Below are 25,626 nucleotides of genomic sequence, written 5' to 3'. Positions count from 1 at the left end.
GAGCACGTCGTCGGGTGCCCGCCCCAGGTCCCCGAGGCCGGAACGGCAATCGAGAGAGCAGCTCGTCGGCCCGGGGCCGCCTTGGAGCGGGCCCTTCGGCCCTGTCGGGAGGGCACTGCAGCGTGCGAACGTCGTGGCATGACCGAGATCCGGATTGTCGACCTGACCGAGCAGCACACCGCGGTCGTGCACGAGCAGGTGCCGATGGCGGAGCTGACGAGCTTCTTCGCCCGGGCGTTCGAGGACGCGATGCGCGTCATCCGGGCGCAGCGTGATGCGCCCGTCGGACCTCCGTTCGGCGCCTACCACGGCATGCCCGGCGAGACCGTCGACGTCGAGGCGGGCTTCCCCGTCGCGGCGCCCATCACCGACACCGGCGGGGTCGTCGCGAGCACCCTGCCGGGTGGTCGCGCCGTCGAGGCCCTGCACGTCGGGCCGTACGACACGATGACGGGCACGTACGCCGAGATCGAGGCCTGGATGGCCGAGCACGGCGCCACGCCCGGGCCGGTCATGTGGGAGAGCTACCTCACCGACCCGGGCAACGAGCCCGACCCCTCGACGTGGCGCACGCTCATCGTCTGGCCCACCGCCTGAGGGCGCGCACCCCCCGCAACCCGGCCTCACGGCATACGGCCGAGGTGTGAATGCGATGCGGCCGACCTTGACACCTGCTGTTACGGTCAAGCCGCGTCCACGCCGATGCAGCGACGAATCCGCTGCACGTGAGATGCGGGAAGTAGAAGGTGCACCATGGCCGCAGGAAAGGGCCGCAAGCTCGTCATCGTCGAGTCGCCCGCCAAGGCGAAGACGATCGCGGGATATCTCGGAGGCGACTTCGAGGTCGAGGCGTCGGTCGGACACATCCGAGACCTGCCCAACCCGTCGGAGCTGCCCGCCGACATGAAGAAGGGGCCCTACGGCAAGTTCGCCGTCGACGTCGACAACGGCTTCGACCCCTACTACGTCGTCGACCCGGACAAGAAGAAGAAGGTCGCCGACCTCAAGCGACTGCTCAAGGACGCCAGCGAGCTCTACCTCGCCACCGATGAGGACCGCGAGGGCGAGGCCATCGCGTGGCACCTGCTCGAGGCGCTCAAGCCGCGGGTCCCGGTCAAGCGCATGGTGTTCCACGAGATCACCCGCGAGGCGATCCAGCGCGCCGTCAACGACACCCGCGAGATCGACACCGCCATGGTCGACGCCCAGGAGACCCGCCGCATCCTCGACCGCCTCTACGGCTACGAGGTGAGCCCGGTCCTGTGGCGCAAGGTCCGCCAGGGGCTGTCGGCCGGCCGCGTCCAGTCCGTCGCGACGCGCATGGTCGTCGAGCGCGAGCGTGAGCGGATGGCTTTCGTCAAGGCGTCGTACTGGGACGTCGAGGGCGACTTCACGCCCGACGGCGCCGCCCAGCAGTTCACCGCGCGGCTCTCCACGGTCGACGGCGCGCGCGTCGCCACCGGCCGCGACTTCGCCGACGACGGGCGACTGACGGGCAAGGGCGTCGTCCACCTCGACGAGGCGCTCGCGACGCGGATCGCGCAGGCGTGCCTCCCCTTGACCGCCCGCGTCACCGACGTCCAGGAGAAGCCCTACACGCGCCGCCCCTCGGCGCCCTTCACGACCTCGACCCTCCAGCAGGAGGCCTCGCGCAAGCTGCGCCTCAGCAGCAAGAACGCGATGCGCGTGGCGCAGCGCCTCTACGAGAACGGCTACATCACCTACATGCGCACCGACAGCACGACGCTGTCGGACGCCGCGACGACCGCGGCGCGCAGCCAGGCCCGCGACATGTACGGCGCCGAGTACGTGCCCGACAGCCCGCGCCGCTACGAGAAGAAGGTCAAGAACGCCCAGGAGGCCCACGAGGCCATCCGCCCGGCCGGCGACCGCTTCCGCTCGCCTGCCCAGGTCGCCGGCGAGCTGCGCGGTGAGGAGTTCGCGCTCTACGAGCTGATCTGGAAGCGCACCGTCGCCTCGCAGATGGCCGACGCCCGGGGCTCGACGGCCACGGTCAAGCTCGCCGTCGACACGGCGGTCGAGGGCGCGCAGTCGGTGGAGTTCAGCGCGAGCGGCACTGTCATCACCTTCAAGGGCTTCCTCGCGGCATACGAGGAGGGGCGCGACGACGAGGCCACGGCCCGCGCGGACGCCGCCGCCGAGGAGCGCCGCCTGCCCAAGCTGTCGGCGGGCGTCGCCCTCGAGGTCGTGCGCGCCGAGGCCGACGGGCACGAGACGAGCCCGCCCGCCCGCTACACCGAGGCCACGCTCGTCAAGGCGATGGAGGAGCGCGGCATCGGGCGCCCGTCGACGTATGCCGCGACGATCGGCACGATCCAGGACCGCGGCTACGTCTTCACCAAGGGCCAGGCCCTCGTGCCGACGTGGCTGGCCTTTGCGGTGACCCGCCTGCTCGAGGAGCACTTCGGCAACCTCGTCGACTACGAGTTCACCGCCTCGATGGAGGAGGACCTCGACCGCATCGCCGGGGGCGAGGAGGGCCGCGTCGAGTGGCTGAAGCGCTTCTACTTCGGCGACGAGGCCACCTCCGCCGAGGGCCTGCGCCACCTCGTCGACGACCTCGGCGAGATCGACGCCCGCGAGATCTCGACGATCCCGCTCGGCGACGGCATGGTCGTGCGCGTCGGCCGCTACGGCCCCTACGTCGAGGAGGTCGTGCCCGCGGGCGTCGACCTCGAGACGGGCGAGGTCGCCGAGGGTGCCGAGGTGCCGGCGACGCCGCGCCGCGCGACGATCACCGACGACATCGCGCCCGACGAGATGACCCCGGCCCGGGCGCGCGAGCTGCTCGACGCCGCCGCCGACGACGGCAAGGTGCTCGGTCGCGACCCCGAGACGGGGCACGAGATCGTGGCCAAGGCCGGGCGCTACGGGCCTTACGTCACCGAGGTGCTGCCCGAGACCGAGGACGAGGCACCCGGCAAGGGCCGCAAGAAGGTCGCCAAGGCCAAGCCGCGCACCGCGTCGCTCTTCAAGGACATGGAGCTCTCGACGATCGACCTCGACGATGCGCTCCGGCTGCTGTCGCTGCCGCGCGTCGTCGGCACCGACGCGGAGGGGGCCGAGATCACCGCGCAGAACGGCCGCTACGGTCCCTACCTCAAGAAGGGCACCGACTCCCGGTCGCTCGCCACGGAGGCGCAGATCTTCGACATCACGCTCGAGGAGGCGCTCGCGATCTACGCCCGGCCCAAGCAGCGCGGGCGGGCGGCCGCGACGCCGCCGCTCAAGGAGCTCGGCGCCGACCCCGTGAGCGGCAAGCCGGTCGTCGTCAAGGACGGTCGCTTCGGCCCGTACGTCACCGACGGCGAGACCAACGCGACCCTGCGCAAGGACGACGACCCCGCGTCGATCACGCCGGAGCGCGGCTTCGAGCTGCTCGCCGAGAAGCGCGCCAAGGGCCCGACGACCCGCAAGCGCGCGGTGAAGAAGACGACGAAGAAGTCGACGGCCAAGAAGGCGACGACCCGCAAGACCGCCGCCAAGAAGGCCTGACCCACAGCAGATCGAGAGAGCACTTCGTCGGCTGGCCCGGTGGCCGCTCGGGCGACGGAATGCTCTTTCGATGGGTGTCCGGCTGGGCGCTCGGGCGACGGACTGCTCTTTCGGTCGGCGCTGTGGGGCTGCGGGCGTATGCCGTCCGGCGGGCTTGACCGTGGTGCCCTCCGGCGCGCTAGCGTCGCGTCCGTGATCGAGACCCGACGCCTCGAGCCCGCCGACCGCGAGCGGTGGGAGGAGCTCTTCCGCGCCTACATCGCCTTCTACGAGCGCGAGCTCGACCAGACGGCATACGACAGGGCGTGGCGCGAGTTCGCTTCGGACGCAAGGCTGCACGCGCTCGGGGCGTGGCTCGACGGGCGACTCGTGGGCATCACCCACTTCCTCGTCCACCCGAGCACGAGCGAGCCGGACCTCTGCTACCTCGAGGACCTCTTCACCGACCCGCAGGTGCGCGGGCGAGGGGTGGCGCGCGCGCTCATCGGCGCCGTGCGCGACTGGGCGCTCGAGCACGGGTGCGGGAGCGTCTACTGGCAGACGCACGAGACCAACGCCGTGGCCCGGAGGCTCTACGACGACGTCGCGCGCAACGAGGGCTACATCGTCTACACGCTCCCGGTGTGAGCGGTGCCGGCGCCGGCAGGTGGGGCTGTCGGCGTGGGGTGAGAGGCTGACTCCATGGCAACTGTGGTCTTCGTGCACGCCCACCCCGACGACGAGGCGTCGCAGACGGCCGGGTCGATGGCTCGCGCCGCCAAGGAGGGGCACCGGGTCGTCCTCGTCGTCGCGACCAACGGCGACCACGGTGACGCCCCCGACGATCTCGCCCCGGGCGAGACGGTCGTCGACCGGCGCCGGGTCGAGGCGGCCGCGTCCAACGCGGTCATCGGCACGCACCGGGTCGAGTTCCTCGGCTACAGCGACTCCGGCATGACCGGATGGGCGCAGAACGACCATGACGCGAGCTTCGCGCGCGCCGACACCGAGGAGGCGGCTCGGCGGCTGGCCGCGATCCTGCGCGAGGAGGCGGCCGACGTCGTCGTCGGCTACGACTGGCACGGCGGCTACGGCCACCCCGACCACGTCAAGGTGCACGCCGTCGCGCAGCGGGCCGCCGAGCTCGCCGCCACCCCGCGCTACCTCGAGTCGTCGATGAATCGCACGGCCATGATCCGCGGGCACGAGGCCGCCGTGGCGGCGGGCCTCGACGTGGGCGAGTGGGACCCCAGCCAGCCGATGGACGACGGCAACCCGCTCGGCAGCCTCGAGAGCGAGCTGCACTGGGCCTGCGACGTCAGCGACTTCCTCGAGGTCAAGCGCGAGGCGCTGCGCGCGCACGCGAGCCAGTCCGATGCCCAGGGCATGCTCCAGATGCCCGAGCAGATGTTCGCCGCCGGTTTCGGTGTCGAGCACTTCATCGAGCCGGGCCGGCCCGACGGCATGGTCGCGGGCTGGTTCCTCGACGCGTGACACCCCGGTGGCTTACTGTCCGGTAACAAAGATGTGACTCGCTGAGAGGACCCCGATGCCTGCCATCGACTTCAGGACCGCCACGCCCGACGAGCTGGCGGCGATCGACCCCGCCGACTTCATCGATTCGGTGAAGGCGATGTCGGACCGCGAGCTCAAGGAGCTCATGGAGGGTCCCAACCGTGGGCCCATCATCGAGTCGATCTTCACCCGGATGCCCCAGATCTTCCGTCCCGAGCGGGCCGGCTCCGCGTCGGCGACGACGCACTGGACCCTGACCGGCGGTCCCGACGGCGGCTCCGACGACTACACGGTGCGGGTCGCCGACGGCGTGTGCACGGTGCTGCCGGGCCACGACGGTGACTCGACGCTCGGCCTCACGATGGCGCCGGTCGACTTCATCAAGCTCATCACGAAGACCGGCAACCCCGTGATGATGTTCATGACGGGCAAGCTCAAGGCTCGCGGCGACGTCGCGCTCGCCGCCAACCTGGCCGGCTGGTTCGACGTCCCCTCCCGCTGACGAGCTCTCAGGAGAGCTGGGCGCGGTGCCCGGCAGCCTCGAGGACGGGCACCCGGTCGTGGGTCTCGGACAGGGCCGCCTGCAGGGCTGCGTCCGTTGAGCCGAGGATGCGGGGCAGGTCGCCAGCGAGCACGACCCCGACCGTGACCGGCGCATCGAGGTGGCCGAGACCGGGGAGCGCGTTGCCGAGCCACCCCTCGAAGCGCAGCCCGAAGTAGTCCTCGTTGTCCCACACCCGGCCGAGGCGTTGTGCCGTCTCGGGAGTCACCCGGACCCACAGTCCGTACGTCAGGGAGTAGCCGTCCGTGAGGCGCACTCGCAGGAGCGAGCGCACGAAGCAGCCGTATGCCGCCGCCTCGAGGAAGTGGGCACGAGACGGGTCGCTGTTGCTCAGGCCGACCCCCTGGAGCCGCTCGGCCTCGGGTCGGTCGGCGATGCGGTCGGGAAGCAGGAGCCGGACATGGCGGTCGTGCTCGTCGAGCGTTGCGCCACAACAGGTGCAGGCCTCGCCGTGCCGGTCGGGGATCGCCTCGATGACGAGGTCGACGATCTGCCAGAACTCGTCGAGCTCGGGTGCACGAGAGCCTCGTCGCGGGTGAGGCGGCGCCCTCGGCGGGCAAGCCGAGGCGCCGTGGCGGCACCCGTCACCAGAGTGCACACCGGCTCGTCATGACCCTCGGCAGCCCCGCAGCGCGTTCCGAAGGTCTCGGTCGGGGCGAAGCCGAGCCGACCGAGCGTGCCGAAGGTGACGTCGATGAAGATCTCCGGCCGCTGGCCGTGGGCGTACTCCCAGGCGCCGAAGCGGGCGACGAGACCGTGGGGTCCGATCACCTCGCCGGCATGGCTGACCCGCTCGCCACCGCAGTCGGGACAGTCCTCGCGGTCGGGGCCTCCGACGAACTCGATGCGCGCCGTCATGGGCGGAATTGTCACACGTCCCCTCCGGTCCGGGCCCGGAAGCGCTGGCCGCCCCCGACGTCAGCGAGCTGACACGTGGTTGTTGCGCCGACGTGGGCACTCGACGTGTGAGTGCGATGGATGCGCAGTGCCCACTCGACCATGGGGTCGAGTGGGCACCGTCGTGAGATCCGCTGGCGCGCTCGGTCAGGCCAGGGTGGCGATGATCTCGTTGAAGGTCTTCGACGGGCGCATCACCGCGTCGACCAGGGCCTGGTCGGGGCGGTAGTAGCCGCCGATGTCGACCGGGTGGCCCTGGGCGTCGACGAGCTCCTTCGAGATCGTCGCCTCGTTGTCGGCGAGGGCCTGCGCGACCTGTGCGAACTTCGCGGCCAGCTCGGCGTCGTCGGTCTGCGAGGCGAGCTCCTGGGCCCAGAAGAGCGCGAGCCACACGTGGCTGCCGCGGTTGTCGATCTGGCCGACCTTGCGGGCCGGGCCCTTGTTCTCGTCGAGGAGGCGACCGGTCGCGCGGTCGAGGGTCTCGCCGAGGACCTTTGCGCGGGCGTTGCCGGTCACCTCGGCGAGGTGCTCGAAGCTCACCGCGAGGGCGAGGAACTCGCCGAGGCTGTCCCAGCGCAGGTAGTTCTCCTTGACGAGCTGCTGCACGTGCTTGGGGGCCGAGCCGCCGGCACCGGTCTCGAAGAGCCCGCCGCCGTTGATGAGCGGCACGACCGAGAGCATCTTGGCCGAGGTGCCGAGCTCGAGGATCGGGAAGAGGTCGGTGAGGTAGTCGCGCAGCACGTTGCCGGTGACCGAGATCGTGTCCTCACCCTTGCGGATGCGTTCCAGCGAGAAGGCGATCGCGTCGGTCGGCTTCATGATCTCGATGATCAGGCCGTCGGTGTCGTGGTCGCCGAGGTACTCCTTGACCTTCGCGATGAGGTTCGCGTCGTGGGCGCGGTCCTCGTCGAGCCAGAAGATCGCGGGCTGGCCCGTGGCGCGAGCGCGGGTCACGGCGAGCTTGACCCAGTCGCGGATCGGCACGTCCTTGGTCTGGCAGGCGCGCCAGATGTCGCCTGCCGAGACCTTGTGCTCGAGCAGCGTCGCGCCGGAGCCGTCGACGACGCGCACGACGCCGTCGGCCGCGATCTCGAAGGTCTTGTCGTGGCTGCCGTACTCCTCGGCCGCCTGCGCCATGAGCCCGACGTTGGCGACCGAGCCCATCGTGGCCGGGTCGTAGGCGCCGTGGGCGCGGCAGTCGTCGATGACGACCTGGTAGATGCCGGCATACGAGCTGTCGGGGAGCACCGCGAGCGTGTCCTCCTCGGCGCCGGCACGGTTCCACATGTGGCCCGACGTGCGGATCATCGCGGGCATCGAGGCGTCGACGATGACGTCGCTCGGCACGTGGAGGTTGGTGATGCCCTTGTCGGAGTCGACCATCGCGATGGACGGCCCGTCCTCGAAGCCCTTCGCCACCGCGGCCTCGATGGCCCCACGCTGGTCGGCCGGCAGCGACTGGATCGCGCCGAGCATGGCGCCCAGCCCGTCGTTGGGGCTCGCCCCCGCGGCAGCGAGCTCGGCGGCATACGTCTCGAAGAGGTCGGGGAAGAAGGCGCGCACGGCGTGTCCGAAGATGATCGGGTCGGAGACCTTCATCATCGTCGCCTTGAGGTGGACCGAGAGCAGCACGTCCTCCTCCTTGGCGCGCACGATCTGCGCCGCGAGGAACTCGCGCAGCGCTGCCACGCGCATGACGGTCGCGTCGATGACCTCACCCGCGAGGACGGGGATCGACTCCTTGAGCACGGTCGTCGTGCCGTCTGCGGCGACGTGCTCGACGCGCAGCGTGTCGTCGGCGGCGATGACGACGGACTTCTCGTTGTGGCGGAAGTCGTCGGCGCCCATCGTCGCGACATTCGTCTTGGAGTCGCTGCTCCACGCACCCATCGAGTGGGGGTGCTTGCGCGCGTAGTTCTTGACGGACGCCGGCGCGCGGCGGTCCGAGTTACCCTCGCGCAGAACGGGGTTCACCGCGGAGCCCTTGACCTTGTCGTATGCCGCCCGAGCCGCCTTCTCCTCGTCGGTGGTCGGGTTGTCGGGGTAGTCGGGCAGGGTGTAGCCGGCGGCCTGCAGCTCGGCGATCGCGGCCTTGAGCTGCGGGATCGAGGCCGAGATGTTGGGCAGCTTGATGATGTTGGCCTCGGGCGTCTTCGCGAGCTGTCCGAGCTCGGCGAGGGCGTCGCCGACACGCTGCTCCGGCGTGAGGGCGTCGGGGAAGGAGGCGATGATGCGGCCCGAGAGCGAGATGTCGCGCGTCTCCACATCGACCCCAGCCTGGCGGGCGAACGCCGAGACGATCGGCAGCAGCGAGGCGGTCGCGAGAGCAGGCGCCTCGTCGGTGTGCGTGTAGATGATCGTCGAGTCAGTCACCATTGGCTCCATTCGAGGTCCGAAAGAAATCTTGACATCAAGATATCGGATGGGTGGCGGCCGTGGGGCCGCCGTCCCATCCTGCCGGGGTGCTCTGCGCCACGCCAGAGCGCCGGTTCTAGGGTGGGCGCGTGACCGCAGCCGCCCCCATCGAGCCCTCGACCGCACGCCACCTGCACCACCTTCTCGCGACCGAGCAGCGCACGAGCCGACTCCCGTCGGTCGCCGCCGGCATCGTGCGCGACGGGTCGCTCGCCTGGTCCGATGCCGTCGGCACGCTCGACGGCCGCGCCGAGGGCCTGGCGGCGGACGCCGACACGCAGTACCGGATGGGCTCGATCACCAAGACCTTCGTGGCCGTCGCGGTGCTCCAGCTGCGCGACCGCGGGCAGCTCGACCTGCTCGACCGTTTCGACGAGCACGTGCCGGGCACGGCGTTCGGCGACGTGACGATCGCGCAGCTGCTGTCGCACGGCGCGGGACTGCAGGCGGAGACGGACGGGCCCTGGTGGGAGCGCACCGCGGGCGTCTCCTGGGACGACCTCGCCGCCGCACCCGTGCGCCAGCGCTTCCGTGCGGGCCGCCGCTTCCACTACACCAACGTCGGCTTCGCGGCCCTCGGCGAGCTCGTCGCCCGCGCGCACGGCGCCGACTGGTTCGAGGTCGTGCGCCGCGACCTGCTCGAGCCGCTGGGCATGACGCGCACGACGACGCGCCCGACCGGCAAGGCCGCTCAGGGCCTCGCGGTGCACCCCTTCGCCGACGTGCTGCTGCCGGAACCCGAGCACGACGCGGGCGCGATGGCGCCGGCCGGGCAGCTGTGGTCGACCGTCGAGGACCTCGGCCGCTGGGCGACCTTCGCCGGCGGCGACACCGGCGACGTGCTCGCCGCCGACACCCTCGAGGAGATGCTCGAGCCGCACACCCTCTCCGACAACCCAGGTCAGCCGTGGACGGCCGCGCACGGGCTGGGTTGGCAGGTGTGGAACCTCGGCGGCCGGAGGTATGCCGGCCACGGCGGGTCGATGCCGGGCTTCCTCGCCGGTCTGCGCGTCGACGTCGAGACGGGAGACGGCGTCGTCGTCCTCGCCAACACGACCGCCGGTATGCGTCCTGTGGGCTCCGACCTGCTGGCCGCCTTCGTGGAGCGCGAGCCGCGGATGCCGCAGGTGTGGCACGCGAGCGGGGACCCCTCCGTGCTCGACGTGGTCGGCATGTGGCACTGGGGCCCGTCGGTCACCGTCGCCCGGGCCGTCGGCGAGCACCTCGTGCTCGGTGAGCCCGGTCAGGCCCGCGGATCGCGCTTCGCCCCGGTGGGCGCTGACGAGTGGGTCGGGCTCGACGGCTACTACACGGGCGAGCCGCTGCGGCTCGTGCGCCGGGCCGACGGCACCGCCTCCCACCTCGACCTCGCATCGTTCCGCTTCACGCGCACGCCATACGACCCGGACGCCGACGTGCCGGGTGGCGTCCACGAGGCCGGCTGGCGCTGACGGCTCCTGCCGGGTCCGGAGTGCTCGCCTAGACTGGTGCCGTGACGTTCACCGGCCACCAGCGGCGCCGCCCAGCAGCGCGCCCTGACCGCTGGTTGCTCGCGCTCGTGACCCTCGTGCTCGCCCTCGGCGTCGTCGTCATGCACTCGCTCGGCATCGGGCACCACGGTCCGTCCCACCTCGCACCGGGCGGACACTCGATGGCGACGGCAGGTGCCGCCGGCGCCCACGAGGCGACCCACCACCAGTCGAGCGCCACGGAGCCGACCGTCGTCCCTGGTCCCGGCCCCGGTCACGACCCCAAGCACGGCGCGGGATCCGTCGCGAGCCACGTCCTGAACGACGAGACCAGTGACGGGACGGCTGGGAGCGCCCCCGCGGTCGCGGAACGGGTCGTTGCGGCAGGCGCGAGTCATGGGGCGACCGTCATGTGTCTCGCCGTCCTCCCGCTGCTCGTGCTGCTGAGGCGGCGCGGCGGTGGTGCCTGGTTCGCCCGTGCCGTGGCCGCGGCGAGGCGCCCGGCCGTGCCGGTGCGGGCCTGGTGGTCCGTCGCGCGTCCCCGGCCGCCCGGCTCGATCCTGACGGAGCTCTGCATCCTGCGCACGTGACAGGCCCAGGACGGCCATCCGGTGACATCGCCGGCGCCCGTCCCGCCGTGCAGCCGCGCATCGACCGCGGGCTGCAGTCCCGCACGCATGCCCAGACCCAGGACAGGAACCCCCCATGAAGAGCACGATCCGTCATGCCAGCTACGCCGCCGTCAGCGTTGTGGCGGCCCTCACCCTCGCCGCGTGCGGCAGCTCCGACCACTCGGGTGCAGCGCACGAGAGCATGTCGAGCGCGACCGGAAGCGCGTCCGTCACGGCGCCCGCTGCATCGGCCGACCACAACGCCGCAGACGTCACCTTCGCGACCGACATGATCCCGCACCACCAGCAGGCCGTCGAGATGGCCGATCTCGCCGCTGAGCGCGCGAGCGACGCCCAGGTCAAGAGCCTCGCGGCCGCCATCAAGGCGGCCCAGGACCCCGAGATCCAGACCATGAGCGGCTGGCTGTCGACGTGGGGCCAGCCCGTGCCCTCCGACACCGACGGCCACGACATGTCTGACATGGACCACGGGGACGGCGCCACGATGGAGGGGATGATGACCGACGAGGAGATGCAGCGGCTCGCCGCAGCCTCCGGAGCGGCCTTCGACCGACTGTGGCTGGAGCTGATGATCAAGCACCACGAGGGCGCGGTCGCCATGGCCGAGACCGCGACGGCGTCGGGCAAGAATGCCGACGTGGTGGCCCTGGCAAAGGAGATCATCACCGCGCAGAAGGCCGAGATCGCGACGATGGAGCAGCTGCTGCCCACCATCACCGGGTGAGGCGATGCCGCCGCCGGGCCCCCGAGGTCAGCGAGAGCGCGCGATGACGGCCTCCAGTCCGTCGAGGAACAGCCCGAGGCCCCGGGCGAACTCCTCGGCGAAGAAGTCCTCGTCATCGTCGTCGAGCGCGTCGGGCCCGGCGGCGGCCAACCGGGGAAAGCGCGCCGGGTCGATGAGCATCCCGATGAACTGCAGGTAGGCGCCCTGCGGGCTGTCCGGAGCGGGCGGACCGGCGCCGAGTCCCATCTGAAGGCTCTGTCGCACGTGGTTCTGCGCCCAGCCGTCGATGGCGAGCATCGCCGACAGCCGCTGCTGGTTGGTGAGGGGAGTGTCCTCGAGGGCCTCGAGACCGGACTCCATCCACGCGATGGCGTTGGGGGTCAGGGGTGGTGCCACCTGAGGCACGTCGGTCACCCAGGGATGCGCGAGACGTCGCTGGGTGATCGTCGTCGCCCAGCGGGTCATGCGGTCGCGCCAGCGCTCGCCGCGCTCGAAGTGCAGATCGGGTGGCCCGTATGCGACGTCGACCATCACGGCGAACAGCTCGTCCTTGCTGTCGACGTAGCGGTAGAGCGACATCGTGGTGAAGCCGACGGCGGCGGCGACGCTCTTCATCGACACGGCTTCGAGCCCGTGGGCGTCGGCGATGGCGCCTGCCGCGGTGCCGATCTGGGTGATGCTGCGTCCCGGCTTCGGGCCGCGACGTCCTTCTGGCTCGCGGTTCCAGAGCATCTGGAGGTAGCGAGGGAGCTCGATCACGCTCGCAGCCTAGCCAACTGCTTGCGCTGCACGCAGATGTATCTCTATCTTCGGTGTACCGCGTAAACACTATATGTCGCACGCAGAAACTGGAGATCCCCATGTCTGAACCCACGACAGAACCGATCACTGACGTCCCTGCCAGAGCCGAGCGCCGCGAGTGGACCGCACTCGGCGTCCTGTGCCTCCCGCTCCTCATGGTCTCGATGGACGTCTCGGTGCTCTTCTTCGCAGTGCCCCACATCGCCGAGTCGCTCGACCCAACGGCCACCCAGGTGCTCTGGATCTTCGATGTCTACGGCTTCGTGCTCGCCGGACTGCTCCTCACGATGGGCGGCGTCGCGGACCGCATCGGGCGCCGGCGCCTGCTGCTCCTCGGGGCGGTGGCGTTCGCGGCGGCCTCGGTGCTCGCGGCCTACGCTCCCAGTGCCGAGTGGCTCATCGCCGCCCGTGCACTCCTCGGCGTCGGCGGAGCCACCCTCATGCCGAGCACCCTCGCGCTGGTGCGCAACCTCTTCGCCGACGGCGCCGAGCGCGCGAAGGCGGTCGGCATCTGGTCGGCGGTCATGGCCGGAGGGGTCGGCATCGGCCCGGTCATCTCCGGACTCCTCCTCGAGCACTTCTGGTGGGGCTCGGTCTTCCTCATCAACGTGCCGATCATGATCGCCCTGCTCCTCGTCGCGCCGTTCCTGCTGCCGGAGTCGCGATCGCGGTCGAGTCGCGTCGACCTGTTGAGCTCCGTCCTGTCGCTCCTCGCGATCCTCCCCGTGGTCCACGTGCTCAAGTCGATCGCGACGCGGGGCTGGTCCTCCACCATGCTGCCGTATGCCGTGCTCGGTGGCCTCTCGGCCGTGACCTTCGTGCGTCGCCAGTCACGCATCGGCTCTCCCATGGTCGACCTGACGCTCTTCGCACGACGCGGCTTCGGGGGCAGCATCGTCGTGCAGGTCATCGGGATGTTCGGCGTCATGGGCAACGCCGTCCTCATGACGCAGTACCTCCAGTCGGTGCTGGGCTACAGCGCTCTCCAGGCTGCACTCTGGAGCCTCCTGCCGTCGGTGGCCGTGGGAGCGGCCGCCCCGACTGCGGCGGCTCTGTCGGGCAGGGTGGGTCGACCGGTCGTGATGGCCTCCGGATTCGTTCTGGCCGCAACGGGATTCGTTGCAATCAGGCTCGCCGACGTCCACTCGTCGATCTGGCCCGCGCTGCTGTGCGCCGCGCTCATCGCCATGGGTCTCGTCTCCGTGGCGACCCTCGTGACGGAGTACGCGATCGGCGTCGCGCCAGCATCTCGGGCCGGCTCTGTCTCGGGCCTCGTCGAGACCGCCGGCGAGCTGGGTGGTGCCCTGGGCATGGCAGTGCTCGGCAGCGTGCTCGCCGCGGTCTACACATCGCACGTCGCGGACCTCTTGCCGGCCGACCTTGCATCGGGTGCGCGGTCCGCTGCCTCCGAGACGCTGGGAGGGGCGGTCGTCGCCTCGGCTGACCTGGGTGGCGCGCAGGGCGCGGCGGTGTTGGAGGCCGCTCGAACGGCATACGTCGACGGTCTGCATGCGGCGAGCCTCGTCGCGGCAGCAATCCTGCTCGTGGGAGCCGTCGTCGCACTGGCCACGATGCCGCACAGCCAGTCGGTGGTCGAGTCCGAGCGCGTTGCCTCGAGGCTGTGACCGTCCTGGCCACAAGGTCCCCAGACGGACGTGGGCCACGCGCCTGCAGGGAGGCGGCGCGTGGCCCACGCTGCCGGGATCAGCTGGGGGCGCTGATCCGGCGGGAGAGAGATCATGGTGGCTGGGTTCGGACCCGACCGTCGGTGATCGACGTGTACAGAGTTTGTCGAATGTTGGTCGAGTCTATTCGGCCACCCGGACCACCTCTTGTCAAGAGGTGGTCAGTGGCTGGGGGAGGGGGTGGTCGGCGCGCCGACCCGGTCCGACTCCTCGAGCTCTGCGGCTGGCGGCGCCTCCGGTGCCGAGACCCGACGTGGCCACCAGAAGCGGTCGCCGAGAACGATCGCGATGGCCGGCACGAGCAGGGTGCGCACGACGAGGGTGTCGAGCAGCACGCCGATGCAGATGATGACGCCGATCTGGGCGAGCACGACGAGAGGCAGCACGCCGAGCACCGCGAAGACGGCGGCGAGCAGGATGCCGGCGCTCGTGATGACGCCACCCGTTGCGGCGAGGCCCCGCAGCATGCCCTCCCGCGAACCGTGCTGCCGTGCCTCCTCGCGCGCCCTCGTCACGAGGAAGATGTTGTAGTCGACGCCGAGGGCCACGAGGAAGACGAAGGCGAAGAGCGGTGCACCGTCGTCGAGAGCCGTGAAGTTGAAGACCGTGCTGAAGATCCACCAGCTGGCGCCGATGCTCGCGAGGTAGGTCGCGACGACGGTGGCGACCAGCACGATCGGTGCGAGGACCGACCGCAGCAGCACGACGAGGGCGAGGAGGACGAGCGCCAGCACGAGCGGGAAGATGACGAGCCGATCGCGCTTCGATGCCTCTGCCTGGTCCAGGGCCACGGCCTCGGTGCCGGCGACGTGGCTCTCCGGCAGCCCCGTGAGCGCCGCGCGCAGGGCCACCACGGTGTCGGCGGCTGCCTCGGACCCCGGGGCCGCCTCGATGACCGCATCGACCTCTGCGACCCCGTTGCCCTGGTTGACCAACCGGGCGCCGGCGATGCCCTCGACGCCCTTGGCGGCGGCGGCAACGGCTTCCGGGTCGTTCGTCGTCATGATGATGGCGGGGTCGGCGGCACCGGCCGGGAAGGATCGGGCGAGCCGCTCGCTCGCGGCGATCGCCTCGGGCTTCTGGAGGAACTGGTCCGACGTCTTGAGGCCGGTGTCGATGGAGGGAATGCCCGCTGCCAGGACGGCGAGCCCGATGAGGGTGATGCTGATGACCCGCTTCGGGTGCGCGGCGACACGGTCGCCGACCTTGCGCCACAGCGACTGTCCGTCTGCCAGAGCGGCCTGGCCCTCGCGGGGGATGCGGGGCCAGAAGATCCATCGGTCGAAGATGACGAGGGCCGCGGGCAGCACGACGAGCACGAAGGCCGCCGCCACGACGATGCCGACGGCGCAGGCGAGCCCCAGGCCGCGCGTCGCCGGGAAGAGCGAGAGCAGCAGGGTCAGCAGGCCGAGGACGACCGTGACCGAGCTGGAGAGGACGGCCTCGGCCGTGCGGCGCAGGGCCAGCGACATCGCCTCGCGTCGGTCGTGGTGGCGGCGCAGCTCGTCGCGGTAGCGCGAGATGAGCAGCAGGGCGTAGTCGGTCCCGGCGCCGAAGACGAGCACCGAGAGGATGCCGATGGTCGACTCGTCCCACACGACGTTGAACGCCGCGAGGGTGTGGGTGGCGAGCACGGCGGCCAGCCGGTCGGCCACGCCGACGACGATGAGCGGGAAGATCCAGAGGATCGGGCTGCGGTACGTGATGACGAGCAGCAGTGCGACAACTGACGCGGTCGCGATGAGCAGGCGGGTGTTGGCACCCGAGAAGACCGCCGCGAGGTCTGCCTGGACCGCTGCCGGGCCGGTGACCTGGGCGGTGACCCCGTCGGGCAGGTCGGCCTTGACGGTCGCCCGGATCTGCTTGACGGCCTCGGCGGTCGCCGTCGCGTCGTTGGCGTCCACCGGTACCACGGCGAGCACGGCTGTGCCGTCCTCGCTGCGCTGCACCGGAACGCGCCCGGCGCCCGGCACCTCTGCGAGCCGAGCCTCGATCGCGCTGACGGCGCTCGAGGAGAGCTGCCCGGACTCCGTGCTGAACACGATGACGGCCGTCGATCCCTCCGACTCGGGCAGCTGCTCGCGCATCTCGACCGCCTGCGCGCTGTCCGAGCCGATGGGAAGGGCATCGGTGGCCGACGCGGTGCGCGTCGCCTCACCGACGACGGACACGACTCCCATCGCACCGCCCAGGGCAAGGATGACGATGGCCACCGCCCACCACTTGAGTGTGATCCTGTCTGTCACCGAACGCACGAGTACCTCCGCTAGGATGAGTAATCTGTTTACTCAGAAGATTACTAAGTTGGTGAGTGACATTAGCAGCAAACCCAGCGACCGCCAATCACCGCTCGGCCGCGACGGTGCAATCGGTGCTGCCCCCGAGCAGCCGGGGGCCAGCGCCGCGACGGGAGTGCCGAACTGGCGTCTCACCGGCACGCTCTCGGCCCTGCAGGAGCTCGTCGAGGTGGCCGAGTCCGTGCCCGCCGTCGTCGCTCGCCAGGCCGGTCTCAGCACCTCGGAGCTGCACTCCCTGCGGCACCTCATGCGTGGCCCGATGGGTCCCGTCGACCTCGCGAAGGTGCTCGGCGTCACCTCGGCGGCATCGTCGGGCGTCGTCGACCGCCTCGTCAGCCACGGGCACGCCGTGCGGCAGGCGCACCCCGATGACGGTCGTCGCACCGAGGTGGTCATCACCGACAGCGGGCGCGCCGAGGTGACCGCCCGCATGAGGCCGATGTTCGTCGCCCTCGCCGAGCTCGATGCCTCCCTGAGCGACGACGACCGCGTCGTCGTCGAGCGCTACCTGCGGGGTGCGACGGCTGCCATGCACGACCTCATCGCCTGAGCGACCGGGCCGGCTCGAGGCCCGGCCCGGCACCCGCTCAGGCAGGCAGCTTGCCGCGCAGCAGGCTGTCACCGGAGTGCGCCGGTGAGCCGTCGAACTTCTCTCGCGAGATGTCGACGATGACGTAACCCTGGTCGATGAGGGTCTGGCTGATCGGGAAAGAGGCCTTGTCGCCGGGTGCCAGGACGCCCACCGACACCATGCGCTTGCCGTCGGCGTTGAGCAGCCACACCTCGAGGTAGCCGTCACCCGCGTCGAGGGGCTTCGACGTTGCGACCGTGAGGTCGAGGCCGTCACCCGAGCGCACCACCGTGGCCTTGCCCTCGTCCTGCTTCGTGTCGAGCGTAGCGAGAGCCACCTGGGCGACGGGTTGCACGGGCGTGTCCGGTTGCCAGATGGCCCGTCCGGCCAGCAGCCCGATCGCGAGGCTCGCTGCCGCGAGCCCGGCTCCCCACCCGACGGACAGCCGGCGTGCCCGCCCACGGCGCTCGTCGCGACCCGCGCGTCGCTGGGCCAGCTCGTCGCCGGTATGCGGTGTGGCGGGCTCACGCCGGACGGTCCCGGTGGGCGGGGTGGCGGGCTCACGCCGGACCGGCCCGGTGGGCGGCAGGTCGTCGGACGTCGGCTCGTCGGTCGTCAGGCTGACGGTGTCCTGCCCCTGCGGTCCTCCTCCGCCGGCACCCCGGTCGTCGGTGGCCATCTCGTCGGAGGCCATCTCGTCGGCGATGCGGCCCCAGACGGCGTCCCCGGGGGTCTGCCAGGCGGCATACGCCGGGGCGGTGGCGACGAGAGCGGCGGTCCGGCGCAGCTCGGCAACGGTGGCTGCGCAGGCGTCGCAGCCGGCGACGTGGGCGGAGACGGATGCCGCGACGGAGTCGTCGCCGACGGCGAGATCGACGAGCTCGTCCTCAGTGGGATGAGACACGCTCCACCTCCTTCATCCGGTCCCTCAGTGCGATGAGTCCTCGCCGCACGTGGCTCTTGACGGTGCCGAGCGGCAGGTCGAGAGCCTGGGCGATGTCCTCGTGGGTGCGGTCCTCGATAAAAGCCATTCGGAGCACGGTCGCTCGCGGATCGCCCATCCGCTCGAGCTCGTGGACGAGCAGGAGTCGTTCGGCCCAGTTGGCGTCGTCGACCGTGACGGGCGACGCAGCGAGCTCGGAGGCGACCGCCTGCAGGTTGCGATGGGTGCGATAGCGCTCCGTGCGTAGGTCGGCGATCCGGTGCTTCGTGATGCCGACGAGCCAGGCCGCCGGCGAGCCGAGGTCGGGGCGCACGGTGTGGCGGCCCCGCCAGGCCGCGACGAAGACCTGCTGGGTGACGTCCTCCGCGTCCTCGCGGGTGCCGAGGCTGCGCAGGGCGATGGTGTGCACGAGGGTGGACCAGCGGCGATACATCTCGGCGAGCGCCTCGGGGTCGCCCGATCGCAGCCTGGCGGCGAGGTCGGCGGCCTCGACGTCGGGGTCGTCATGCACGTGCACGTGCCCACCCTAACCACGCCCTCACGACACCGGGGTAGCGGTGACGACGATGTTGCGGTCATAACGCCTCGCATCCGGGTCGAAGGTGCCGCCACAGGTGACGACATGGAGCACCGGCGCACCGTCGCGCGCGAAGAGCGCAGGGAGGTCGAGCTGGGACTTGCGGATGCTGCGGACGTCGCTCACGGCATACCGCGTCGACGTGCCCCGCGAGCGAACGACGAGCGTGTCACCTCGGCGCAGGTCCTCGACGGCGGCGATCGGGCCGGTCCCGTAGCCCGGCATGTCGAGGTGCGCCGCGAGCACCGTCGCGCCCCGAGGGTCGCCCGGGCGCGGGCCGTACTCGTACCACCCCACGTCGGCGGGAGTGGCCGGCAGCGCCATCTCGCCGTCCCGGGCGACTCCCACGGGCCGCACCGGCATGTCGATGTCGAGCCGCTCGATGGTGAGCCGGGTCGGAGCGGGTCGTGAGCCGGAGGCCGCCTGGGTGGCGGGCCGCGCGCTCGGCTGGGTTGCCTGCGCCGGGGCCGGCTCGCTCGCCGTCGCCGTCGTCGTCGTCGGCGAGGCCGGCGCGGCGAGGGTGTCGGCTGCCGGCACGTCCGACATCGGATCCGACGGTCGCGTCAGCCAGAACGTGACGAACCCCGCCAGGAGGGCGACCGCAAGTGCTGCGGCCACCCCCCTGGCTCTGCCGGAGCGTCCGGAGCGGCCGTCGCCACCCGGCTCCGCCATCCGGCGGGGAACCGGCGAAGGGGTGCGGTGTCGGGTCATCGGCTCGGTGCTCTCGGTGCTCTCGGGGGTTGCTGGTGTCGTGGTACTCGTCCGGCGGGGCCGGATGGTGTCGCTCGTGCGGCTGCCCGGCGGTCAGCGCACCGCAGCGGTGCGGCGACGTCCGGCGAGCACGAGCCCACCGGCGAGAGCCGAGGCGCCGGCGATGGCGGCCCAGCGGGCGGCCGCCGACGACTCGTCACCGGCGCCGGCGGGGACGCCGCCCGGAGCGGAGTGCATACCGGTCAGCACCTGGGTGGCGAGGGCGAGGTTCTTGTCGGCCGCGCTGCCCCAGGCGTAGACGATGGTGTTCGTGCCCTCCTTGAGGTTGACGTCGGCCGGGCCGATCGCGACGGTGTCGGTGCCCGCGAGCACGACGTCGGCCTTGATCGTGCCGGCGGCGAGGTCGGCCTTGGCCTCGTTGGGGTTGGTGAGGTCCTTGAAGGCGACCTCGCCGTTGGCCCGCACGTCGACCGCGGGAGCCGCGGCGGTGTGCCGCACGGTGATCCGGGCCTTGCCGGCGTCGATCGCGGAGGTGTCGTTGACGAAGGGCGTCAGCACCGGCTTGCCGCCCTCGTCGAGGTGGGCCACGATCGTGATGTTCGTGTTGCCGGGCACCTTGACGTCGTTGGCCTCGATGACGGCGGCGCCGTCGGCCCCGGCCCCGGCTGCCGTCACCTTGAGGTCGTAGGTGCCCTCGGGAAGCATCACCGGGTCGGTCAGGGTGCCGGGCTTGAAGTTGGTGAGGAGCGCCTTGCCGTTGGCGTAGACGTCGACCGTCGCGCCGGGGACGCCGTGCAGGATCGACACGGTGGCGTCGGCCGCGTGGGCCGGAGCCGCCAAGGCGACGGGGGCGAGGACGAGCGACGCCACGGCGGCGATGCGAAGGGTCTTCATGAGGGGGTCCTTTCAGAAAGGCGCAAGCTGTGAGTGCCTGATGGGATCTGCATGAGCGGTCCTGCTGTCGTGACGACGGCATGTGGTGACCGTCTGCCCCTTCTTCCGCGGCACGGCACCATCCGGATGCAGCTCCGGCGAACTTTCTTCGCAGGCCGGCCCGAGACAAACGGCAGACGCGCCTCACAACCCCGATCGAAAGAGCAGTCCGTCGGGTGGGGCGTCCTCAGCCGAGGTGGGAGCTGACGGCCTCGGCGGCGCGCTGGCCGGAGACGAGGGCACCCTGGATGGAGGCCGTGTCGCGATGGTCGCCGCACACGAAGATGCCGTCGCCGAGCGTCACCGTCGAGCGCACCTCGAGCGGGGGCGCCATCGCGGTCAGGGCGGCATCGACGCGGTGTCGCGTGACGGTGCGCCAGCCCGCCGTGTCGCAGCCGTAGATCTCACCGACGTGGCGCAGCACCTCGGCCTCGGAGGCGTCGCCGTCGGGGCGGTCGAGCAGGCAGGTCGCCTCGACGAGGTGCCTCGCCGGGGGCGCATAGCTCGGTGCGGTGGCCGTGAGCACGGCGGTGTTCCAGACCGGGCCGGGCACGTTCTCCGTGCGCCGGCCGTCCACGGCGATGAGCGGCAGGCGGGTGGGGGGCTCGGGCGCCTCGAACCACCAGGTGACCAGACCCTTGGTCGTGGGCTCCGGGATCGGGGTGAGCTGCGCCGCCCGGATCGGGTCGGTCGCCACGACGACGGCGCGGGCCCGCAGCGGCGTCCCGTCGACCTGGACGTCGACGCCGCCATCGCGCGGGGTGATCGACTCCACGCGGTGCTCGAGCCGCACGCGGTCGCCGAGAGGTGCGGCGAGCTGCTCCGGGAGGGCCTTCATGCCCCGCGCCGGAACGGCCGGCCGGCCGAGGGCGAACATCCGCACGAGGAGCTTGGTGAAGTTGGCCGACGACGCCCCGTGGCTGTCGACGAGAACGCCGGCGAGGAAGGGGTCGATGACCTCGTGACGCAGGCGCCCGGTGACGCCGGCATCGTCGAGTGATTCCGCCAGCGTCGAATCCGGTTGACGCATCATGGATTTCGGGTCAGCGATTGCACGCGCCGTCCACCGGGTCACGCCGACCAGCTCGCGGGGGTGGAGGTAGCCGCTGCGCATCGTCTGGGCGAGCAGCCGCGGCTCGCGCACGGGGTCGGCGACGACCTGCAGCCCGTCGAAACGTCGCACGAGCACCCCGGAGCCGAAGGGCTTGAGGTCGAGCGCGCCGACGTCGACCCAGCGTCGCACCGCGGGGTAGGCCGGGTTGAGCACCTGGAAACCCCGGTCGCACCGGAAGCCGTCGATGACGTCGGTGCGGACCCGGCCCCCGACCGCGTCGCCCGACTCCAGCACGATCACGTCGCGTCCGAGCTCGGTCAGCCGCCGCGCACAGCGCAGCCCAGCCAGACCGGCACCAACGATGACGACGTCAGCGTCCACGAACGGATCACCTCACTGCTCGAGTGGCCCCCGGGGCAGCCTAGTCGCAGGAAGCTCGAAACGGACGTTCCGTCCCCATCGGTCTGAGGCGCTTCCGTCACGTGCGTGGCGCAGCGGCCACTCGAGCGTGACGGGTGTGGCGCGGCGCTCTCAGCTCACGGCGGTGGTGGTCCTCGCGGGGCTGTCGGTCACGGTGGGCTGCGAGCGGCGGGCCGTCCACACGGCGGCGAGGACGACGACCGCGGCGACGGCTGCCGCGACACCGGTCGCGACCGACGAGGGCTCGCTCGTGAGGCGCCCCACGGCGATCCAGGCGAGGCCCCAGGCCATGGCGACCGCGATCGCCCATCGCGCGCCGAGGCGGCGGGCGAAGACGACGCCCAGCACGGCCGCGACAGCGAGCACGACGACTGCCGCCACCTGTGAGCCCACGGCGCCGAGGTCGACCCCCGAGTCGACGAGCGCCGCGGTGATGTTGGCACAGGTCGCCACCGCCACCCAGCCGAGGTAGAGCCCGAAGGTCCAGTCGAGCACGATCCGCTCGGGCAACGACCGGGCCGGCTCGGCGCCGAGCCGGACGACGAGCAGCCCGAGGACGAGCGCGAGCGCGAGGATGACCACGACGCTGACCCAGATCCAGCCCTGCTGCGTGACGAGCAGCCACGCCGCGTTGAGCAGCATCGAGGCGGCCGCCAGCCAGCCGGTGCTGCGCACCCGCTCGCGGGTGGCGTTGCGCGCGGGGAGCTGCCACACGGCATACGCGAAGAGGCCGAGGTAGATGACGCTCCAGATGCTGAAGGCCGGCCCCGCGGGCGCGATGAGGGTCGCGGTCGCGGCGAGGGCGCCGCCCGACGACTCCTCGACGCGGGTGCCGAGCACGCCGACGCCGACGAGCGTGCCGAGGACGCACAGCACCTCGGCGACGACGACGGCGATGCGGCGGACCTGGTCGGCCGGCGTCAGGGCGGTCGCCTCGGGGTGGGGCGTCGGCGCGTTCGTGCGGCGGGTGGGTCGGTCGGACATCGTGAGGCCTCCGGTTCAGTCGCTAACCTGATTGCTCAGTTGCTTAACGACCGTAACAGAGATCGCTCAGCCGCGAAGCCTCACCGACAGGCAGGTGACGCAGCCCTCGACCTTCTCGAACTCCGAGATGTCGACCGTCGTCACGTCGAGGCCACGCTCCTCGAGCAGCTGCGCGGTGCGCGGTGCAGCGGCGGACAGGAGCACTGACGCCCCGCCGAGCAGAACGACGTGCGCGCCGGATTCCTCTGGCACAGCGAGGAATCGGTCCCACACCGTCGGGTCGTCCACGAGCGGTGGGTAGCCGATGATGCTTCCGTCGGGCAGCGCCGTCACGGCCGACTTGAGGTGGAGCACCTTCGTCACCGGCACGGGCACGACCTCGACCCGGTGTCCCTCGAGCGCGGTCCGCAGCTGGTCGACACCGGACGTGTTCGACCGCCCGCCGACGCCCACCCAGACCGTGCGACCGTGCTTCAGGACGTCTCCGCCGTCGAGAGTCCCGGGAGCCTCGATCTCGCTGACGCGGTAGCCCTGCGACTCCACGGCCTCGCGCACACCCACCCGCTCGGCCCGCCGCTCCGGTGCGCCCGAGCGGCACAGCACGGCGACGTCGCCGTGCACGACGACCTGGTCCTCGATGAAGACGCCGTCGGGGCAGTCGTCGACGGGAGGTGCCTCGATCACCGACCAGCCGCGCCGCTGGAGGACGTCGATGTACTCCTGCCACTGGCGCAGGGCCAGGCCCGGGTCGACGGCGCCGGAGCGCGCGATGTGGGTCACGAGCCCGTCCGCCAGACGGGGCGAGGGTCGGCGGACGAGGGCGAGGCGACGATGCACGCGCTCACTCTAGGGTGACTGGCCGGGCGGCCGCGTCCCCGGCGCCTACCGTGTGAGGAGGGCGGCGGCATACGGCAGCAAAGGCTTGTGCCGAAAGGGACTTGACCCTCACGCTGCGTGAGGCGCGACCCTCGGTGACATGACCAGCACGGAGCGGAGGATGCAGGAGATGACCACCTGGACGGTGGGGCAGGTGGCCGACGTCTTCGGCGTGACGGTGCGCACGCTGCACCACTACGACGAGATCGGCCTGCTCGTGCCGAGCGAGCGCTCGGCCGCGGGCTACCGCCTCTACACCGACGAGGACCTCCGCCGTCTCCAGCAGATCGTCGTCTACCGCCGGCTCGAGCTCCCGCTCGACGAGATCGCGAGCCTGCTCGACGGCGACGAGGACCCCGACGTGCACCTGCGCCGTCAGCGCGAGGTGGTCATGCAGCGGTTCGACGAGCTCACCGAGCTCGTCGTGGCCATCGACCGAGCACTGGAGAGAGAGATGGACGAACGACCCGCCACGACCGCCGAGCTCAAGGAGCTCTTCGGCGACGGCTTCAGCGACGACTACCAGCAGGAGGCGCAGGAGCGGTGGGGTGAGACCGACGCGTGGAAGCAGTCGGCCGCGCGCACGAGCCGCTACACCCCGGCCGACTGGGCCGAGGTCAAGGCGGAGATGGAGGCGGTCAACGCCGCCTTCGTCGCCGCGCTCGAGTCGGGTGAGCCGGCGACGGGGGAGGCGGCGATGGACGCTGCCGAGGCCCACCGGCTCCACATCGAGCGGCGTTTCTACGACCTGTCGCACGACGTCCACCGCGGCCTCGCCGACATGTACGTCGCGGACCCCCGCTTCACGAAGACGTACGAGGACCTCGCACCCGGCCTCGCGGCATACGTCCGTGACGCGATCCACGCGAACGCCGACCGGCACGCCTGAGCGACTCGGAGTGTGGACGTGGTGGGGGAGGGGGCCGCAGCCGTCCTAACCTTGGGCCATGCGAGTCGGAGTCTTCGGTGCAACGGGTCAGGTCGGCGGGGTCATGCGCGCCCTTCTCGAGGAGCGCGCCTTCCCGGTCACGCAGGTGCGCTTCTTCGCGTCGGCGCGGTCGGCGGGCACGACGCTGCCGTTCAAGGGCGAGGAGATCACCGTCGAGGACTCGGCGACCGCGGACTTCTCCGGCATCGACATCGCGCTCTTCTCCAACGGCGGCGCCGCGAGCCGCGAGCTCGCGCCCAGGGTGGCCGCGGCCGGCGCAACCGTCATCGACAACTCGAGCGCCTGGCGCAAGGACCCCGAGGTCCCGCTCGTCGTCTCTGAGGTCAACGCCGCCGACCTCGACGACATCCCCAAGGGCATCGTCGCCAACCCCAACTGCACGACGATGGCCGCGATGCCGGTGCTCAAGCCGCTCCACGAGCGCGCCGGCCTCGTGCGGCTGCACGTCTCGAGCTACCAGGCGGTCAGCGGCTCCGGTGGCGCCGGCGTCCGAGAGCTCGACCGCCAGCTCCAGGGCGCGTATGCCGCAGGCGACCCCACCGGGCTCGCCCTCGACGGGCGCGCGGTGGCCGTGCCCGAGGCGCAGCTGTATGCCGTGCCCGTCGGCTTCAACGTCGTGCCCCTCGCGGGGTCGGTCGTCGACGACGGCTCGCTGGAGACGGACGAGGAGCAGAAGCTGCGCAACGAGTCGCGCAAGATCCTGCACGCCCCCGACCTGCGGGTCTCGGGCACCTGCGTGCGCGTCCCGGTCTTCACGGGGCACAGCCTCGCCATCCACGCCGAGTTCGCCGAGGACATCTCGCCCGAGGAGGCGCTCGACCTGCTGAAGAACGCGCCCGGGGTCGTCGTCACCGACGTGCCCAACCCGCTCGAGGCGGCCGGCCGCGACGAGGTCTACGTCGGGCGGGTGCGCGCCGACCAGGCGGCGCCCGAGGGCAAGGGCCTCGTGCTCTTCGTCGTCGGCGACAACCTGCGCAAGGGCGCGGCCCTCAACGCCGTCCAGATCGCCGAAGAGCTGCTGAAGCGTCGCTGACGGCTGACCGAGGCGATCTGTCTGCGGATCAGTCTGCGTCTGCTGCTGCTCTGACGGCACCAACTGCAGACTGATCCGCAGCG

At 71.4% G+C, this 25,626-nt stretch carries 23 protein-coding genes; 12 read left to right on the top strand and 11 right to left on the bottom strand.

Features of this window, described 5'->3' with window-relative positions:
- Nucleotides 1-138: 138 nt before the first annotated feature.
- From FBY41_RS04225 to FBY41_RS04205, 5 genes are all read left to right on the top strand, one after another.
- The gene (locus tag FBY41_RS04225) at nt 139-597 is read left to right on the top strand and encodes a GyrI-like domain-containing protein (protein ID WP_141842116.1); all 459 of its coding nucleotides are present in this window, start codon (nt 139-141) and stop codon (nt 595-597) included.
- Nucleotides 598-753: 156 nt separating this feature from the next.
- Nucleotides 754-3,516: a type I DNA topoisomerase gene (topA, locus tag FBY41_RS04220; protein ID WP_141842115.1), complete on the top strand. Its 2,763-nt coding sequence runs from the start codon at nt 754-756 to the stop codon at nt 3,514-3,516.
- Nucleotides 3,517-3,708: 192 nt separating this feature from the next.
- Entirely contained in the window at nt 3,709-4,143 is a 435-nt protein-coding gene (locus FBY41_RS04215) for a GNAT family N-acetyltransferase (protein ID WP_141842114.1), read from the top strand.
- A 54-nt stretch (nt 4,144-4,197) separates the two neighbouring features.
- Nucleotides 4,198-4,989, top strand: coding sequence for a PIG-L deacetylase family protein (locus tag FBY41_RS04210; protein ID WP_141842113.1), 792 nt, complete (start codon nt 4,198-4,200; stop codon nt 4,987-4,989).
- 55 nt (nt 4,990-5,044) lie between these two features.
- Nucleotides 5,045-5,512 carry an SCP2 sterol-binding domain-containing protein gene (locus FBY41_RS04205; RefSeq protein WP_141842112.1) on the top strand — a complete coding sequence of 156 codons (468 nt, stop codon included), beginning with the start codon at nt 5,045-5,047 and terminating at the stop codon, nt 5,510-5,512.
- 7 nt (nt 5,513-5,519) lie between these two features.
- Here the strand turns inward: FBY41_RS04205 and FBY41_RS04200 are convergent, their stop codons facing one another.
- On the bottom strand, nt 5,520-6,170 hold the full coding sequence (locus FBY41_RS04200) for a DUF2199 domain-containing protein (RefSeq protein WP_141842111.1): 651 nt from the start codon (nt 6,168-6,170) through the stop codon (nt 5,520-5,522).
- 446 nt (nt 6,171-6,616) lie between these two features.
- Nucleotides 6,617-8,845, bottom strand: coding sequence for an NADP-dependent isocitrate dehydrogenase (locus FBY41_RS04195; protein WP_141842110.1), 2,229 nt, complete (start codon nt 8,843-8,845; stop codon nt 6,617-6,619).
- Nucleotides 8,846-8,973: 128 nt separating this feature from the next.
- On the opposite strand from FBY41_RS04195, the gene FBY41_RS04190 reads away from it, so the two are divergent.
- The 3 genes from FBY41_RS04190 (at nt 8,974) to FBY41_RS04180 (ending at nt 11,709) form a co-directional block, all read left to right on the top strand.
- On the top strand, nt 8,974-10,335 hold the full coding sequence (locus FBY41_RS04190; protein WP_141842109.1) for a serine hydrolase domain-containing protein: 1,362 nt from the start codon (nt 8,974-8,976) through the stop codon (nt 10,333-10,335).
- A 41-nt stretch (nt 10,336-10,376) separates the two neighbouring features.
- Nucleotides 10,377-10,943, top strand: a complete 567-nt coding sequence (locus FBY41_RS04185; RefSeq protein WP_141842108.1) for a hypothetical protein — start codon at nt 10,377-10,379, stop codon at nt 10,941-10,943.
- A gap of 115 nt (nt 10,944-11,058) precedes the next feature.
- Entirely contained in the window at nt 11,059-11,709 is a 651-nt protein-coding gene (locus FBY41_RS04180; RefSeq protein ID WP_141842107.1) for a DUF305 domain-containing protein, read from the top strand.
- 27 nt (nt 11,710-11,736) lie between these two features.
- Here FBY41_RS04180 and FBY41_RS04175 read toward each other — a convergent pair whose 3' ends face one another.
- Nucleotides 11,737-12,468, bottom strand: a complete 732-nt coding sequence (locus FBY41_RS04175; RefSeq protein WP_221629200.1) for a TetR/AcrR family transcriptional regulator — start codon at nt 12,466-12,468, stop codon at nt 11,737-11,739.
- Nucleotides 12,469-12,569: 101 nt separating this feature from the next.
- On the opposite strand from FBY41_RS04175, the gene FBY41_RS04170 reads away from it, so the two are divergent.
- A complete protein-coding gene (locus tag FBY41_RS04170; RefSeq protein WP_141842106.1) occupies nt 12,570-14,135 on the top strand; it encodes an MFS transporter in 1,566 nt (521 codons plus the stop codon).
- 221 nt (nt 14,136-14,356) lie between these two features.
- Here the strand turns inward: FBY41_RS04170 and FBY41_RS04165 are convergent, their stop codons facing one another.
- Nucleotides 14,357-16,408, bottom strand: coding sequence for an MMPL family transporter (locus FBY41_RS04165; RefSeq protein WP_260439547.1), 2,052 nt, complete (start codon nt 16,406-16,408; stop codon nt 14,357-14,359).
- A gap of 94 nt (nt 16,409-16,502) precedes the next feature.
- On the opposite strand from FBY41_RS04165, the gene FBY41_RS04160 reads away from it, so the two are divergent.
- On the top strand, nt 16,503-17,042 hold the full coding sequence (locus FBY41_RS04160) for a MarR family winged helix-turn-helix transcriptional regulator (RefSeq protein ID WP_260439546.1): 540 nt from the start codon (nt 16,503-16,505) through the stop codon (nt 17,040-17,042).
- Nucleotides 17,043-17,079: 37 nt separating this feature from the next.
- Here FBY41_RS04160 and FBY41_RS04155 read toward each other — a convergent pair whose 3' ends face one another.
- The 7 genes from FBY41_RS04155 to ddaH all read right to left on the bottom strand — a co-directional run bounded on the left by FBY41_RS04155 (nt 17,080) and on the right by ddaH (nt 23,522).
- Nucleotides 17,080-17,967 carry an anti-sigma factor gene (locus FBY41_RS04155; protein ID WP_141842104.1) on the bottom strand — a complete coding sequence of 296 codons (888 nt, stop codon included), beginning with the start codon at nt 17,965-17,967 and terminating at the stop codon, nt 17,080-17,082.
- Entirely contained in the window at nt 17,951-18,523 is a 573-nt protein-coding gene (locus tag FBY41_RS04150; RefSeq protein WP_141842103.1) for an RNA polymerase sigma factor, read from the bottom strand. The genes FBY41_RS04155 and FBY41_RS04150 overlap by 17 nt, the downstream gene beginning before the upstream one ends.
- A gap of 21 nt (nt 18,524-18,544) precedes the next feature.
- Nucleotides 18,545-19,201 carry a class F sortase gene (locus FBY41_RS04145; protein WP_141842102.1) on the bottom strand — a complete coding sequence of 219 codons (657 nt, stop codon included), beginning with the start codon at nt 19,199-19,201 and terminating at the stop codon, nt 18,545-18,547.
- A gap of 186 nt (nt 19,202-19,387) precedes the next feature.
- Complete coding sequence (locus FBY41_RS04140; protein WP_141842101.1) at nt 19,388-20,188, bottom strand: DUF4397 domain-containing protein; 801 nt, start codon at nt 20,186-20,188, stop codon at nt 19,388-19,390.
- A gap of 226 nt (nt 20,189-20,414) precedes the next feature.
- Nucleotides 20,415-21,662: an NAD(P)/FAD-dependent oxidoreductase gene (locus FBY41_RS04135; protein WP_141842100.1), complete on the bottom strand. Its 1,248-nt coding sequence runs from the start codon at nt 21,660-21,662 to the stop codon at nt 20,415-20,417.
- A 150-nt stretch (nt 21,663-21,812) separates the two neighbouring features.
- A complete protein-coding gene (locus tag FBY41_RS04130) occupies nt 21,813-22,685 on the bottom strand; it encodes a tryptophan-rich sensory protein (protein WP_221629199.1) in 873 nt (290 codons plus the stop codon).
- 66 nt (nt 22,686-22,751) lie between these two features.
- Nucleotides 22,752-23,522, bottom strand: a complete 771-nt coding sequence (gene ddaH / locus FBY41_RS04125; RefSeq protein ID WP_141842099.1) for a dimethylargininase — start codon at nt 23,520-23,522, stop codon at nt 22,752-22,754.
- A 169-nt stretch (nt 23,523-23,691) separates the two neighbouring features.
- Between ddaH and FBY41_RS04120 the strand changes: the two genes are divergently transcribed.
- Nucleotides 23,692-24,450 carry a MerR family transcriptional regulator gene (locus tag FBY41_RS04120; RefSeq protein ID WP_141843120.1) on the top strand — a complete coding sequence of 253 codons (759 nt, stop codon included), beginning with the start codon at nt 23,692-23,694 and terminating at the stop codon, nt 24,448-24,450.
- A gap of 58 nt (nt 24,451-24,508) precedes the next feature.
- Nucleotides 24,509-25,543 carry an aspartate-semialdehyde dehydrogenase gene (locus tag FBY41_RS04115; protein WP_141842098.1) on the top strand — a complete coding sequence of 345 codons (1,035 nt, stop codon included), beginning with the start codon at nt 24,509-24,511 and terminating at the stop codon, nt 25,541-25,543.
- Nucleotides 25,544-25,626 lie beyond the last annotated feature (83 nt).

Source organism: Humibacillus xanthopallidus (assembly GCF_006716675.1).
Classification (GTDB): Bacteria; Actinomycetota; Actinomycetes; order Actinomycetales; family Dermatophilaceae; genus Humibacillus; species Humibacillus xanthopallidus_B.
The sequence above is the reverse complement of the archived record's forward strand: the minus strand, read 5'-3'. Positions and strand labels throughout refer to the sequence as shown.

What these genes read in the sequence shown, in the direction of transcription:
- FBY41_RS04225 (WP_141842116.1), top strand. Translation starts at nt 139, where the DNA reads ATGACCGAGATCCGGATTGTCGACCTGACCGAGCAGCACACCGCGGTC.
- topA (WP_141842115.1), top strand. Translation starts at nt 754, where the DNA reads ATGGCCGCAGGAAAGGGCCGCAAGCTCGTCATCGTCGAGTCGCCCGCC.
- FBY41_RS04210 (WP_141842113.1), top strand. Translation starts at nt 4,198, where the DNA reads ATGGCAACTGTGGTCTTCGTGCACGCCCACCCCGACGACGAGGCGTCG.
- FBY41_RS04205 (WP_141842112.1), top strand. Translation starts at nt 5,045, where the DNA reads ATGCCTGCCATCGACTTCAGGACCGCCACGCCCGACGAGCTGGCGGCG.
- FBY41_RS04195 (WP_141842110.1), bottom strand. Translation starts at nt 8,845, where the DNA reads ATGGTGACTGACTCGACGATCATCTACACGCACACCGACGAGGCGCCT.
- FBY41_RS04180 (WP_141842107.1), top strand. Translation starts at nt 11,059, where the DNA reads ATGAAGAGCACGATCCGTCATGCCAGCTACGCCGCCGTCAGCGTTGTG.
- FBY41_RS04170 (WP_141842106.1), top strand. Translation starts at nt 12,570, where the DNA reads ATGTCTGAACCCACGACAGAACCGATCACTGACGTCCCTGCCAGAGCC.
- FBY41_RS04140 (WP_141842101.1), bottom strand. Translation starts at nt 20,188, where the DNA reads ATGAAGACCCTTCGCATCGCCGCCGTGGCGTCGCTCGTCCTCGCCCCC.
- FBY41_RS04130 (WP_221629199.1), bottom strand. Translation starts at nt 22,685, where the DNA reads ATGTCCGACCGACCCACCCGCCGCACGAACGCGCCGACGCCCCACCCC.
- FBY41_RS04120 (WP_141843120.1), top strand. Translation starts at nt 23,692, where the DNA reads ATGACCACCTGGACGGTGGGGCAGGTGGCCGACGTCTTCGGCGTGACG.
- FBY41_RS04115 (WP_141842098.1), top strand. Translation starts at nt 24,509, where the DNA reads ATGCGAGTCGGAGTCTTCGGTGCAACGGGTCAGGTCGGCGGGGTCATG.